The 13,314-nt window shown below is 62.6% G+C and carries 13 protein-coding genes; 8 read left to right on the top strand and 5 right to left on the bottom strand.

Annotated features, from left to right (window positions below; genetic code table 11):
- Positions 1-61: 61 nt before the first annotated feature.
- Positions 62-1,714, bottom strand: coding sequence for an acyl-CoA dehydrogenase family protein (locus ACW4TB_RS02110; protein ID WP_042111125.1), 1,653 nt, complete (start codon positions 1,712-1,714; stop codon positions 62-64).
- A 125-nt stretch (positions 1,715-1,839) separates the two neighbouring features.
- Complete coding sequence (locus ACW4TB_RS02105; protein WP_012312576.1) at positions 1,840-3,831, bottom strand: sensor histidine kinase; 1,992 nt, start codon at positions 3,829-3,831, stop codon at positions 1,840-1,842.
- Positions 3,832-4,069: 238 nt separating this feature from the next.
- Here ACW4TB_RS02105 and ACW4TB_RS02100 point away from each other — a divergent pair, with 238 nt between their 5' ends.
- The 4 genes from ACW4TB_RS02100 to ACW4TB_RS02085 all read left to right on the top strand — a co-directional run bounded on the left by ACW4TB_RS02100 (position 4,070) and on the right by ACW4TB_RS02085 (position 7,566).
- On the top strand, positions 4,070-4,894 hold the full coding sequence (locus ACW4TB_RS02100) for a hydroxymethylpyrimidine/phosphomethylpyrimidine kinase (protein ID WP_455842875.1): 825 nt from the start codon (positions 4,070-4,072) through the stop codon (positions 4,892-4,894).
- Between the two features lie 14 nt (positions 4,895-4,908).
- Positions 4,909-5,532: a thiamine phosphate synthase gene (gene thiE / locus ACW4TB_RS02095; RefSeq protein ID WP_012312574.1), complete on the top strand. Its 624-nt coding sequence runs from the start codon at positions 4,909-4,911 to the stop codon at positions 5,530-5,532.
- Between the two features lie 17 nt (positions 5,533-5,549).
- On the top strand, positions 5,550-6,833 hold the full coding sequence (gene hemL / locus ACW4TB_RS02090; protein ID WP_012312573.1) for a glutamate-1-semialdehyde 2,1-aminomutase: 1,284 nt from the start codon (positions 5,550-5,552) through the stop codon (positions 6,831-6,833).
- Positions 6,834-7,020: 187 nt separating this feature from the next.
- The gene (locus ACW4TB_RS02085) at positions 7,021-7,566 is read left to right on the top strand and encodes a tetratricopeptide repeat protein (protein WP_012312572.1); all 546 of its coding nucleotides are present in this window, start codon (positions 7,021-7,023) and stop codon (positions 7,564-7,566) included.
- Positions 7,567-7,572: 6 nt separating this feature from the next.
- On the opposite strand, the gene ACW4TB_RS02080 is transcribed toward ACW4TB_RS02085, so the two are convergent.
- On the bottom strand, positions 7,573-7,899 hold the full coding sequence (locus ACW4TB_RS02080; RefSeq protein ID WP_039601874.1) for a DUF1820 family protein: 327 nt from the start codon (positions 7,897-7,899) through the stop codon (positions 7,573-7,575).
- A 163-nt stretch (positions 7,900-8,062) separates the two neighbouring features.
- Between ACW4TB_RS02080 and ACW4TB_RS02075 the strand changes: the two genes are divergently transcribed.
- Genes ACW4TB_RS02075 through lnt form a run of 4 tightly spaced genes read left to right on the top strand, consistent with a single transcriptional unit; the run spans position 8,063 to position 11,918 of the window.
- A complete protein-coding gene (locus tag ACW4TB_RS02075) occupies positions 8,063-9,061 on the top strand; it encodes a PhoH family protein (protein WP_012312570.1) in 999 nt (332 codons plus the stop codon).
- Positions 9,054-9,527, top strand: coding sequence for an rRNA maturation RNase YbeY (gene ybeY, locus ACW4TB_RS02070; RefSeq protein ID WP_012312569.1), 474 nt, complete (start codon positions 9,054-9,056; stop codon positions 9,525-9,527). Before ACW4TB_RS02075 ends, ybeY begins: the two co-directional genes overlap by 8 nt.
- Before the next feature lie 25 nt (positions 9,528-9,552).
- Positions 9,553-10,392 carry an HlyC/CorC family transporter gene (locus ACW4TB_RS02065; protein ID WP_012312568.1) on the top strand — a complete coding sequence of 280 codons (840 nt, stop codon included), beginning with the start codon at positions 9,553-9,555 and terminating at the stop codon, positions 10,390-10,392.
- Between the two features lie 8 nt (positions 10,393-10,400).
- Complete coding sequence (gene lnt, locus ACW4TB_RS02060) at positions 10,401-11,918, top strand: apolipoprotein N-acyltransferase (RefSeq protein ID WP_254467092.1); 1,518 nt, start codon at positions 10,401-10,403, stop codon at positions 11,916-11,918.
- A 143-nt stretch (positions 11,919-12,061) separates the two neighbouring features.
- Here lnt and ACW4TB_RS02055 read toward each other — a convergent pair whose 3' ends face one another.
- Together ACW4TB_RS02055 and ACW4TB_RS02050 are read right to left on the bottom strand one after the other, a co-directional pair.
- Positions 12,062-12,823 carry a YdcF family protein gene (locus ACW4TB_RS02055; RefSeq protein ID WP_012312566.1) on the bottom strand — a complete coding sequence of 254 codons (762 nt, stop codon included), beginning with the start codon at positions 12,821-12,823 and terminating at the stop codon, positions 12,062-12,064.
- A gap of 134 nt (positions 12,824-12,957) precedes the next feature.
- Positions 12,958-13,272 (bottom strand): hypothetical protein, encoded by a 315-nt coding sequence (locus tag ACW4TB_RS02050; protein ID WP_012312565.1) that lies wholly within the window; start codon positions 13,270-13,272, stop codon positions 12,958-12,960.
- Between the last annotated feature and the right edge of the window lie 42 nt (positions 13,273-13,314).

The raw sequence follows: 13,314 nt of genomic DNA, 5'->3' as shown, positions 1-13,314 counted from the left end.
TTCCTGTCTGGACATGCATGTCAGCCATCTTGCCTGCCTTCGCCCGTAAAAACACCCCCTGTCAGCCAGGCCAGACCGGCGTGGCCCGTGCCACCAACGCCTGGACATCGGCGCCGCGCGGCAATGCCCCGTAAACGCGGCCGCCGCCGGCCAGCCGGCTGCCGATGAAGGCATCGCTGACCGAGGTGTTGCCCGCTTCCAGCAGCAGCTTGGCCTGCAGGGCCAGGGCGATGTCCTCGGTCAACTGCCGGGCACGATACTGAATGTCGCCCGTGTCGGCGAACGCGCCCTTGAGATTGCCGATGTGCGCCGCCAGCCGTGGATCGCCATGGCCATCGCCCAGTTCAGCGAACAGCGCATCGAGCACACCCGGCTCCTTGGACAAGGCACGCAGTACGTCCAGGCACTGGACGTTGCCCGAACCCTCCCAGGTAGAGTTGACCGGTGCTTCACGGTACAAGCGCGGCAGAATGCTGTCCTCGACATAACCGGCGCCGCCCAGGCATTCGGCAGCTTCGTTGATCATCGCGGGCGCGCGCTTGCAGATCCAGTATTTGCCCACCGCCGTGACCAACCGGGCGAAGTGCGCCTGCTGCGGGTCATCGAGTTGCTCTAGCGCTTGCCCCATGCGCAGGCTCAGTGCCAGGGCCGCTTCGCTTTCCAGCGCCAGGTCGGCCAGCACGTTCTGCATCAGCGGCTGCTCGCTCAGTACCCGGCCGCCGACCTTGCGGTGTGCGCAGTGGTGGGTGGCCTGGGTCAAAGCCTGGCGCATCAGTGCGCTTGAGCCGACCATGCAGTCGAAACGGGTCATGGCCACCATCTCGATGATGGTTGGCACTCCCCGCCCCTCCTCGCCGACCATCCAGGCCAGAGCGCCACGGAACTCTACTTCGCTGGAAGCATTGGAGCTGTTGCCCAGCTTGTTCTTCAGGCGCTGGATGTAGAACTGGTTACGGCTGTCATCCGGGCGATGGCGTGGCAAGAGGAAACAGCTCAAGCCTTTGTCGGTCTGCGCCAGCGTCAGGAAGGCGTCGCACATCGGCGCCGAACAGAACCATTTATGCCCAACCAGCTCGTAGACCTGGCCCGGCCCCGGGCTGCCGACAGGATAGGCGCGGGTGGTGTTGGCGCGTACATCGGTACCGCCCTGCTTTTCTGTCATGGCCATGCCAATGGTCACGCCCGCCTTGTGCTGATCGCCGACGTTGCGGGGGTCGTACTCGCGGGCGAAAATCTTCGGCAACCAGTACTCGGCCAGCTCAGGCTGCAGCCTGAGTGCGGGGACAGCGGCAAAGGTCATGGTCAGCGGGCAACCGGTCCCGGCTTCTGCCTGGCTGTGCAGGTAAGTCATCGATGCCCGGGCTACATGGGCACCGGGGCGCGGCTCGGCCCAGGGCAACGACGGCAGGCCGTGTTCGACGGCCGTACGCATCAGCTCGTGGTAGGCGGGGTGGAACTCCACCAGATCGATGCGGTGCCCGTAGCGGTCGTGGCTGCTGAACGCTGGTTTGTGCGTGTTGGCCAGAAAGCCTGCAGCCATCAGGGGCCCACCGGCCAAGGCACCGTAGACATCGATCCGCGATTCGGCCCAGCCGGCACCGAAACGCCGCGACCACTCCTGCAGCGGCAGGTCCAGGCGGTACAGGTTGGCGCCGTCGAGGGACGGTGGCTGATTGGTGACTTCGTGGGTTTCAGCGTACTGGTGCAGGTTCATCGGGAGCTCCTGGGGCCGGGTATGCATGAAAGTCCCAGTGAAGCACTCCCTGTGGGTCAGTCAAAGTGACAATAATGACTAAAGAGGTGGCAACGCACACCATCGTGGCATGCGCCCAGCAGCCTTCAGAACCGGGTAACCCCCGAAGCCGCCCTGCCCGCCACTGCCTGCACCTGCGCTATCGCCACATTCAGTGTCAACTCGAAACGGCTCCCCAACCCCCGCGTAGACTCGTGCATCAACGTGCCCCCCAGCACCTCGCCCATCTGCCGGCAGATCGACAGGCCGATGCCCAGCCCGCCGTAGCGCCGGGTCATCGAGCCATCGACCTGGAAGAAGCGCTGATACAGGATCGCCTGGTCCAGATCATCGAAGCCGATACCGCTGTCACTGACGGTGAAGGTCAGCGCCAGGCTGTCGGGCCCAAGCCGCCGGCCGCGCACCTGAACCATCACCCCACCCTGGTGGGTGAACTTCAGGCCATTGTCCACCAGGCAACCCAGGCAGCGCGCCAATTTATGCGCATCGCCAAGCAGTTCGTCCGGCAGCTCTGCGGGAATGTCCAGGCTCAGGTACAGCCCTTTGCCAAGGGCGGTTCCAGCATAGCCGGCACGCAGGTCCTGAAGCGTTCGGCGCAAGCTGAACGGCATCGGCTGCGCGCGCAGGCGACCTGCCTGCAGCTCGGTGAGGGTGAGAATATCGTCGACCATGTCCATCATGTTCTGCGCAGAGCCTACCGCTGTGCGGTGGTACTGGGCCATCTCGGCGCTCAGCGGCAATGTGTGCATCAGCTCCAGCGAGCCGATAACACCGTTCATCGGGGTACGCAGTTCATGGGTGATTGTGGCGAGGAATTCATCCTTGAGGTGGTTGCTCCTTGCCAGCTGCTGGTTCAGTTGTTCCAGTGTCCGCCCGGTATCACGCAGGGTCTGCGCCTGCTGTTCGCGCATGCTGTTGATACGGTCGGCCAGCGCCAGGGACAACAACGCCACTTCCAGCGCCGCACCAAGCTGGCTGGCATACATGGTCAGGAATACATTGGGCAGGTACCCCAGCACCATCAGGGTATTGACCAGCCCGCCCAGCAGGAACGCCGTCCAGGCAATGATGAACCAGCGCGCCACCCGCAGACCGCGCACCCAGGCATATACCCCCGCAGTGAAAATGCTGACGGTGAACAGCAGGGCCAGCACTGTGGCCATGCGCAAGGCGATGCCATAGGGCATGCTCACCGCCAGCAGCATCACCAGCACTGCCCCGAGCATCAACAGCTGCAACAGCCGATCGAACCCTCGGCTGATCGTACCCAGGCGCAGGAAGTGGCGGGCGAACTGGCAACCGAACAAGCCGGCCGCACCGATGAACAATGGCGTGGCGGCATTAGCCCACCAGGGACTGTCCGGCCAGAAGTACGCCACCCCTGCACCGTTGACCGACACCTGGTAGAAGCCGAACGAGGCAATATAGAGGATGTAATAGAGGTAACTGACGTCCCGAACGCTGAGGAAGATGAACAGGTTGTACACCAGCATCACCAGCAAGACCCCGTAGATCATCCCCAGCACATACAGGCGAGTGGGCTGCTCTTCCATGTAAGCCTCGGCAGACCACAACGCCAAAGGCGCCTGTACCGAGCCCTGGCTGTGCAGGCGCAGGTAGACGGTGGTCGCCTGATTGGGCTGCAACGGCAGTTCGAACAGGTAGTTGTTCTGGCGGATCTGCCGGCTGTCGTAGGGCAAGGCATCGCCGGTACGCTGTGCCAGGCGGTAGATACCATCGGCGCCCGGCAGATAGAGCTCGAGGTGATCCAGCGGAGGGTACGCCAGCTCCAGTAACCATTGGCGCGGTGCGGGGTTCGCCGAGGCCAGGTAGCGCAAATCGACCTTGAGCCAGAACACCGAAGTCGAATAGCCGGCGTTCAGCACTTGTTCACGGTGCAGGCGAAAACGCTTGGCGAAGGTGGGTGCGGTAACCTGGGCGATGCTGGCGCTGCCATCGCGGTCTTCATAGACCTGCATGGTGCTGCCCAGCGAAAGGTACCGGGTGGTGTCGTCGAAATCGACCGCAGTGGCCAGCACGGGCAAGCAGCCCAGAAGCAAAATCAGCAAATAGCGCATACGGCCCCAGGATGGCGTGCCCGGACACGTCGCAATGGCCCCCTATCCTTATGAGACGACGAATTCCGGCAAAGCCCGTTTATCGAGTTATCCGAGCACTCTAGCATAGCTTTGAAGGCTGGCAACGGGCCATCTTGATTTCAGCTTAAACGGCTCTATATCAATACTTTCAGGCCATCCAAAAACAAAAAGCTGACCTATTGATCAATAAAACCCGTTTGTAGGACGATCCGTACAAATGGGTTTGGTGGTAAGCTCGCCGACCATGAATACCTACAGCTCCCGCCCCGTTGTCCTCTGTCTCTCCGGCCACGACCCAAGTGGCGGTGCCGGCTTGCAGGCAGATATTGAAGCCCTGATCGCCCAAGGCTGTCATGCCGCACCCGCGGTGACCGCCCTGACCGTGCAGGATACCGTCAACGTTTCCGATTTCCGCGTGCTCGACCGCGAGTGGGTGCTGGCACAGGCCAATGCCGTACTGGCCGACTCCACGGTAGCCGCAGTCAAGCTGGGCATGCTCGGCTCGATCGAAATGGTCGATACCGTCGCCGAATTGCTTAGTGCCCACCCACACCTGCCGGTGGTCTGCGACCCGGTGCTGCGTGCCGGTGGCGGTGGCCGGCTGGGCAAGGACGAGGTCGGCTATGCCCTGCGCGAGCGCCTGTTGCCGCTGGCCGCCATTGCCACACCGAACCTGCCCGAGGCTCGCATCCTGGCCGAGCTGCCCGAGGGTACGGCAGACGAGTGTGCCGAAAAATTGTTGCCGTTCTGTAAACACCTGCTGATTACCGGTGGCCACGGCGACGAAGACGAAATCCACAACCGCCTGTACAGCCGCGATGGCCAGCGTCATACCTGGACCTGCCAGCGCCTGCCTGGCAGCTACCACGGCTCGGGTTGTACTCTGGCCAGTACGTTGGCCGGCCGCCTGGCCTTGGGCGAACAACTGCAAAGCGCCGTGCGCAGTGCACTCGACTACACCTGGCGCACCCTGCGTGACGCCGAGCAGTTGGGCAAGGGCCAGTTCGTCCCGCGCCGTCTGCCCCTGGACTTCTGCTCCTGATACGAGGCTTTCTGATGAAGCTACGCGGTCTGTATGCAATCACCGACAGCCAGCTGCTCGCCGGCCGTTTCCTGACCCATGTCGAGGCGGCGCTGGAAGGCGGCGTGCGCCTGCTGCAGTACCGCGATAAAAGCGATGATGCCGCCCGTCGACTGCGCGAAGCCCAAGCGCTACAGAAGCTCTGCGAACGCTACGGCACCGAGCTGGTCATCAACGACGATGCCGAACTGGCTGCGCGCCTGGGCGTCGGTGTGCATCTGGGGCAGACTGATGGCCCATTGACCCCGGCGCGTGCCCTGCTGGGCCGCCAGGCCATCATTGGCTCGACCTGCCACGCCAGCCTCGACCTTGCCGCCCAGGCCGCCAGCGAAGGCGCCAGTTATGTTGCCTTTGGCCGTTTTTTCAATTCCGTGACCAAGCCCGGAGCACCCGCCGCCGATGTTGGCCTGCTGGCGCAGGCCCGGGGCCAGGTCAAACTGCCGATCGCTGTGATCGGCGGCATCACCCTCGACAACGCCGCCCCGCTGGTCGCCCACGGTGCCGACCTGCTGGCGGTGATCCATGGCCTGTTCGGTGCCGATAGCGCGCAGGAAGTCACCCGCCGCGCCCGCGCCTTCAACGCCCTGTTCGCTTCCTGATTTCAAGAGAAGATCCCATGTCCCGTTCCGAATCCCTGTTCGCCCAAGCCCAGAAGCACATCCCAGGTGGCGTCAACTCGCCGGTCCGCGCCTTCAAGAGCGTCGGCGGCACCCCTCTGTTCTTCAAGCATGCCGAAGGCGCCTATGTCGTCGACGAAGACGACAAGCGCTATGTTGACTACGTGGGTTCGTGGGGCCCGATGATCCTCGGCCACGGCCACCCACAGGTGCTCGACGCCGTGCGTAACCAGTTGCAGCACGGCCTGTCCTACGGCGCGCCGACCGCCATGGAAACCGAGATGGCAGACCTTGTCTGCTCGCTGGTGCCGTCCATGGAAATGGTACGCATGGTCAGCTCCGGCACCGAAGCCACCATGAGCGCGATCCGCCTGGCCCGTGGTTATACCGGCCGCGACGCCATCATCAAGTTCGAAGGCTGCTATCACGGCCACTCCGACAGCTTGCTGGTCAAGGCCGGTTCCGGTTTGCTGACCCAGGGCGTGCCAAGCTCGGCAGGCGTGCCGGCGGACTTCGCCAAGCACACCTTGACCCTGCCGTTCAACGACATCGCAGCAGTCGAGAAGACCCTGGCCGAAGTCGGCCAGACCGTAGCCTGCATCATCGTCGAGCCAGTGGCCGGCAACATGAATTGCGTACCGCCAGCGCCAGGCTTCCTCGAAGGCCTGCGCGAGCAGTGCGACAAGCACGGCGTGGTGTTGATCTTCGACGAAGTGATGACGGGCTTTCGCGTCTCGCTGGGCGGCGCCCAAGGCTACTACGGCATCACGCCGGACCTGTCGACCTTCGGCAAAATCGTCGGCGGTGGCATGCCGGTTGGCTGCTTCGGCGGCAAGCGCGAGATCATGGGCTGCATCGCCCCGCTGGGCCCTGTGTATCAGGCCGGTACCCTGTCGGGCAACCCGCTGGCCATGGCCGCAGGCTTGACCACGCTGAAACTGATCAGCCGCCCGGGCTTCCATGACGAGCTGAGCGACTTCACCAGCCGCATGCTCGACGGCCTTCAGCAGCGTGCAGATGCCGCTGGCGTGCCGTTCGTGACAACCCAGGCGGGTGCCATGTTCGGCCTGTACTTCAGCGGCGCCGACGATATCGTCACCTTCGATGACGTGATGGCCAGCGATGCCGAGCGCTTCAAGCGCTTCTTCCACCTGATGCTCGACGGTGGCGTCTACCTGGCACCTAGCGCGTTCGAGGCCGGCTTTACCTCGATCGCACACGGTGACAAGGAGCTGCAGATTACCCTGGATGCGGCTGAGCGGGCATTTGCCGCACTGAAGTAAAGCGCTGCCAGAGCTCTTCGCCGGGCAAACCCGTGAAGAGCTCTGGCGATAAAAGCCCGTCCATAACCAGCAAGTTTCCCCCACCGGTACATAAATTCGAGTAAAACTTTGTAAGGTTGGCGCTGCTTATCCCATAATGTGCCACCAGAGACATTGGCCGTAGCTTTGCAGAGGTAAGTCGATCCCCATGAACCGCACCGGCCGCGCCCTTGCCTTGGGCTGCCTGTTGCTTCTTCAGCCCCTGCTGGCACTGGCGGAGGGCGGTAACTCGTTGCTGATTCCTGCAACGGGGCGCTGCACGCTCAATGTCCAGCCAGAGGACCAGGAAAACGCCCTCAAGGCTTGCGAGCAGATGGCGGCGACCGGGGACGCCCAGGCGCAGTACGAACTGGGTGAGTACTACTACATGCAAACCCCCAAGGACCTGAAAATGGCCTTGGACTGGTTCGAAAAAGCCTCGCTGCAAGGCCATGCACAAGCCCAGTATCGCCTTGGCAGCATGTTTTTTCATGGTGAAGGGGTCGAGGCCAACAACGTACAGGCCTATATCCTGCTGAAAATGGCAGCGGTCAATGGTGCCGATGATGCGCTGGACATGGCCGACGAAGTCACCGAGCAGATGCCCCGCGATGAACTGGAACATGCCACCCAGGTGCTCGGCCAGATCTTCCGCAAATACCTGCTGGAACTGCAAAGCGCCGAAGGGCGCACGCCGTTCTCGCCGCTCCCCTGACCGGCGTTACTTCTCAGGCATCGGCATAGGGAACGGCATCACATTGCCACTTCCCTTGGCTTCACTGATCTTGGCCGTGCCCAGGCGTTCCACCTCGTCGATACGCACGATCGAGTGCATCGGCACGAAGCTGCGGATCACACCCTCGAACTGGTTCTTGAGCTTCTCTTCGCTCGGGTCGACCACGATTTGGGTGCGCTCACCAAAAACGAATTCCTCGATTTCCAGGAAGCCCCACAGGTCGCTCTGATAGATCTGTTTGGCATACATCTCGAAGACCTGCCCCTGATTGAGGAAGATCACTTTATAGATGGCGGGTTCGCGTTTGCTCATGTTTGCCGGGATAACACATGCGTAAGAAAAGGCGCGCATCATAACAGACAGGCCCGTTGATCTGTGTTGCCGATACCGTTGAACGTTTCAGTGCTTTCGCCCCTGCCCGTCAAGGGTTATTCTTGAGTTCACCATTATTGCCGTCGAGCGGCTAAAAACGACCTTGAACGCACCCATACAACCTCATCGTTTCATCCTCGAACCCTTCGAGGCCCACCGCTTCGCCAACCTGTGCGGCCAGTTCGACGAGCACTTGCGCCTGATCGAACAACGCCTGGCCATCGAGATCCGCAACCGCGGCAATCAATTCGAGCTGATCGGCGAACCCAAGACAACCTCTGCTGCCGAGCAACTGCTGCGCCGCCTCTATCGCGAGGCCAAGGCCACCGAGCTGTCGCCGGAAACCGTGCACCTGTACCTGCAGGAATCGACCGTCGAGAACATCGACAACCCGGCAGTCAACGAGGTCAGCGTTTCCCTGCGCACGCGCAAGGGCAACATTCGCCCACGCGGCGTAAACCAGCAGCGCTACGTCAAAGAAATCCTGGCCAACGACATCAACTTCGGCGTAGGCCCGGCCGGTACCGGCAAGACTTACCTGGCCGTGGCCTGCGCCGTCGATGCCCTGGAGCGCGAGCAGGTGCGCCGTATCCTGCTGGTGCGCCCGGCGGTCGAGGCCGGTGAAAAACTCGGCTTCCTGCCTGGCGACCTGGCCCAGAAGATCGACCCGTACCTGCGCCCGCTGTACGACGCTCTGTACGAAATGCTCGGCTTCGAGCACGTGGCCAAGCTGATCGAGCGGCAGGTGATCGAGATCGCCCCGCTGGCCTACATGCGCGGCCGTACCCTGAACAACAGTTTCATCATTCTCGACGAGAGCCAGAACACCACGCTCGAACAGATGAAAATGTTCCTGACCCGTATCGGCTTCGGCTCTACTGCGGTGATCACCGGCGACATCACCCAGGTCGACCTGCCACGTGGCACCAAGTCGGGCCTGGCTCATGTAATCGAGGTACTCAAGGACGTTCCGGGTATCAGCTTTACCCACTTCCAACCCAAAGATGTGGTTCGTCACCCACTGGTGCAGCGCATTGTCGAGGCCTATGACCGCTTCGATGCCCGCCAGGCCAAGCCCGAGGCGCCCGGCAAAGATGCTTGAACTTGACTTGCAACGAGCCACGGATGCCGCCACCCCTGACGATGCCGCTTTGCGCGCCTGGTGCGAACTGGCCTTGCGCCAGCGCAGCGCCGACTCGGAAATGACCATCCGTCTGGTCGACGAAGCCGAAGGCCGCGAGCTCAACCACACCTACCGGCACAAAGACTACGCGACCAATGTGCTGTCGTTCCCGGCCGACGTGCCCGACGAACTGCTCGATATCCCGCTGCTGGGCGACCTGGTGATCTGCGTGCCGGTGGTCGAGCGCGAGGCTGCCGAACAGGGCAAATCGCTGCAAGCGCATTGGGCGCACCTGGTCATCCACGGCTGCCTGCACCTGCTTGGCTACGACCACATCGAAGACGATGAGGCCGAGGAAATGGAAGCGCTGGAACGGGAATTGCTGGCAGAACTGGGTCACCCCGACCCGTATGCCGATGATGAAAACGATTCAATCACACACTGATACTGCAAGGATCACGAGAACCGCCATGAGCGAAGATCGATCGAGCAACGGGCAGAAGTCCTGGCTGGGTAAGCTGACCCAGGCTTTTGCCCATGAGCCGAAAAACCGCCAGGAGCTCCTTGAGCTGCTGCGCGAAGCCCATCAGAACAAGCTGCTCGACAGCGAAGCGCTGACCATCGTCGAAGGCGCCATCCAGGTCGCCGACCTACAGGTACGCGACATCATGGTGCCGCGTTCGCAAATGATCAGCATCAAGGCTACCCAGTCGCCTCGCGAATTCTTGCCGGCCGTCATCGACGCCGCGCACTCGCGTTACCCGGTGATCGGCGAAAGCCATGACGATGTGCTCGGGATCCTGCTGGCCAAGGACCTGCTGCCGCTGATCCTCAAAGAGAACGGCGACAGCTTCAACATCAAGGACCTGCTGCGCCCGGCCACGTTCGTGCCCGAGTCCAAGCGACTGAACGTGCTGCTGCGCGAGTTCCGCGCCAACCACAACCACATGGCCATCGTCATCGACGAGTACGGCGGCGTGGCGGGCCTGGTCACCATCGAGGACGTGCTCGAACAGATCGTCGGCGACATCGAAGACGAGCATGATGTCGAGGAAGACAGCTATATCAAGCCACTGCCCAGCGGCGACTTCCTGGTCAAGGCGCTCACGCCGATCGAGAACTTCAACGAGTTCTTCGACAGCGAGTTCTCCGATGATGAGTTCGACACGGTTGGCGGCCTGGTGATGAGCGCTTTCGGCCACCTGCCCAAGCGCAACGAGACCACCGAGATCGGTACCTACAAGTTCCGTATTCTCAATGCCGACAGCCGGCGGATACACTTGCTGCGCCTGACCCCGATCACCCGCTAAGGACAAACATGCGTTGGATCACCCGCCCCGGCTGGCCCGGTAACCTGCTGGCCCTGGCGGCCGGTGCCTCTACCCTTCTGGCTCTGGCGCCATTCGACATCTGGCCGCTGGCCCTGTTGTCCATCGCGGTGCTCTACCTCGGCCTGCGCGAGCTTACCCCGCGCCAGGCCATGTGGCGCGGCTGGTGGTTCGGGTTTGGCCTGTACGGGGCCGGCACCTGGTGGATTTACGTCAGCATGAACACCTACGGCGGCGCCTCGCCGCTGCTGGCGATCGTGCTGCTGCTGGCGTTCTTCGCCGCCCTTGCCTGGTTCTTTGCCCTGCCCACCTGGCTGTGGGCGCGCTGGCTGCGCCGCAATGAAGCCCCCTTGGCCGATGCGCTGTGCTTTGCCGCGCTGTGGCTGCTGCAAGAGGCTTTCCGTGGCTGGTTCCTGACCGGTTTCCCCTGGCTTTATGCCGGTTACAGCCAACTGGACGGGCCTTTAGCTGGCCTGGCGCCGCTGGGCGGCGTGTGGCTGATCTCTTTCGCCCTGGCATTGAGCGCGGCGCTGCTGTGCAACCTGCACCGCCTGCGTGCACGCCCATCGTTCCTTGCCGTGGGAGCCTTGTTGCTGCTGGCGCCCTGGGTTGTCGGCATGGCCCTCAAAGACCACGCCTGGACCAAGCCTGCTGGCGACCCACTGACGGTCGCGGCCCTGCAGGGCAACGTCGAACAAGAGCTGAAATGGGACCCGGCGCACATCGATGCACAACTGGCGCTGTACCGCGACATGAGCTTCAGCTCAAAGCCGGTGGATCTGCTGGTTTGGCCAGAGACAGCCGTGCCGATCCTCAAGGACCAGGCCCAAGGCTACATCGACGTGATGGGGCGTTTTGCCGCCGACCGGCATTCGGCGCTTATCACCGGCGTGCCGGTGCGCGAAGTGGTGCATCAGCAACGCCGCTACTACAACGGCGTGACCGTGACGGGCGAAGGCGATGGCACCTACCTCAAGCAGAAGCTGGTGCCCTTCGGCGAGTACGTGCCACTGCAGGACATGCTTCGCGGCCTGATCGAGTTCTTCAACCTGCCGATGTCGGACTTCGCCCGCGGCCCTGAGGATCAGCCACTGCTCCAGGCCAAGGGTTACCAGATTGCCCCGTACATCTGCTACGAGGTGGTCTACCCCGAGTTCGCTGCGGGCTTGGCGGCGCGCAGCGACCTGTTGCTGACCATCAGTAACGACACCTGGTTCGGCACCTCGATCGGCCCGCTGCAGCACCTGCAGATGGCGCAGATGCGCGCGCTGGAAGCCGGCCGCTGGATGATCCGCGCCACCAACAACGGCGTCACCGCTTTGATCGACCCGTTTGGCCGGATTACTGCCGAGGTGCCGCAGTTCCAGCGGGCCGTGCTGTATGGCGAAGTGGTGCCGATGCAGCAACTGACGCCGTATCTGCAGTGGCGCTCCTGGCCGCTGGCGATTGTCTGTGCCTTGCTGCTGGGTTGGGCATTGCTGGCGGGGCGCATAGCCAAGACCGTCTGATCAGGCCGTAGGAGCGGCCTTGTGTCGCGATGGGCTGCGAAGCGGCCCCAGGATATCAGCGGCGCCACAGATATCCTGGGACTGCTGCGCAGTCCTTTCGCGATACAAGGCCGCTCCTACAAGGGCTCGAGTGCTCTCTTGAATCAATAGAACAATCGATACCCCGCCAACCCTACCGCTTCATTCAGCAATTGCCCGCTCTGCCACATCGCCCGGCTTTCCGGCAGCAACCCGGCAAACGGCCGCGCATGATCCCGCCCAAGGAACCCCATCGGCGCCGGTATCACCTCAAACCCGGCCTGCTCGAAACTCCAGCGCGAACGCTGCATGTGCCACGCCTGGGTCACCAGCACCACACGCCCAATACCCAGTGGCTTGAGTAATTGCGCGCTGAATTGGGCATTTTCCCACGTGGTCCGGCTGGCCTCTTCCTTCCATTTGACCTCGACAGCGAAATCTTCACGCAGCCGATCCGCCATCAGCTGCGCCTCGCTCGGCGGCGTACCGTAGTGCAAACCGCCGCTGGTCAGCACCGGCAAACCCGAAGCCTTGGCCAGTCGCGCGGCGAAGCGCATGCGCTCAAGCGCCGTTGCCGAAGGCTGGTCCTCACCGCCCCAGGCCGGGTCGCCACGCTCACGCCCTGCGCCCAGCACGACGATGGCATCCGCCCTTTGCGCAAGTCTGGCCCAATCGCCTGATGCCAGCGGCGGCTCGGTTTCCAGCAGGCGCGCACCGTGCTGCACCACCAGCGGCAGGCTCATCAACCACAACCCGCCCAGCCCCAGCACAAAGCACAGCGCCGCAAGCCGCGGGCGCCGGGCGCGCAACCACCAGGCTGCCAGCAACAGCAGGAACAGGATGCCCGGCGGCATCAACCATTGTTTGATGAAAAATCGAATCGGCATCGGCTACACCTCCTTGGCAGGCGTGCAGCCTATGAGGATCGGCGCCGGTCAACAAGTGCGCTGCCGACGCCGATCGAGTGAAGTGTTTGTTGAATTACCGGGGCGCGATGGCCTGCGCCGGGCGTCCTGAACGGCTAGCGATGTGGCAGCGTCCTGGGTGTCGCCGTCGTGGCGGGGCGTTTCTTGTCCTTGAGCCAGATGATCTTCGCCGATGTCGGTTCCGCATGCGGGTAACTACCGGCGCAGGCATTACGGCGTTCCGGGACCGAGTCCAGGTAAGCCTTGATCACTTCGAACTCTGCATGGCTCAGGCCACGCAACTCCAGCTCGGCTGGCATCTCGTCGCGCAATCGTACCGACGTTCTGGCGACTTCCAGGGCCAGGCCAAGACGGTCGATCAGGCGTTCGTAAAGCTCCGGTTTGATTGCGGGTAGCTGCGTCTCTCCCATCCGTTCACCTCATTGAAGATAAAGAATATCTCCCCCCACACC

The organism is Lelliottia jeotgali, from assembly GCF_977070485.1.
This window is presented reverse-complemented; position numbering and strand designations above follow the sequence as displayed.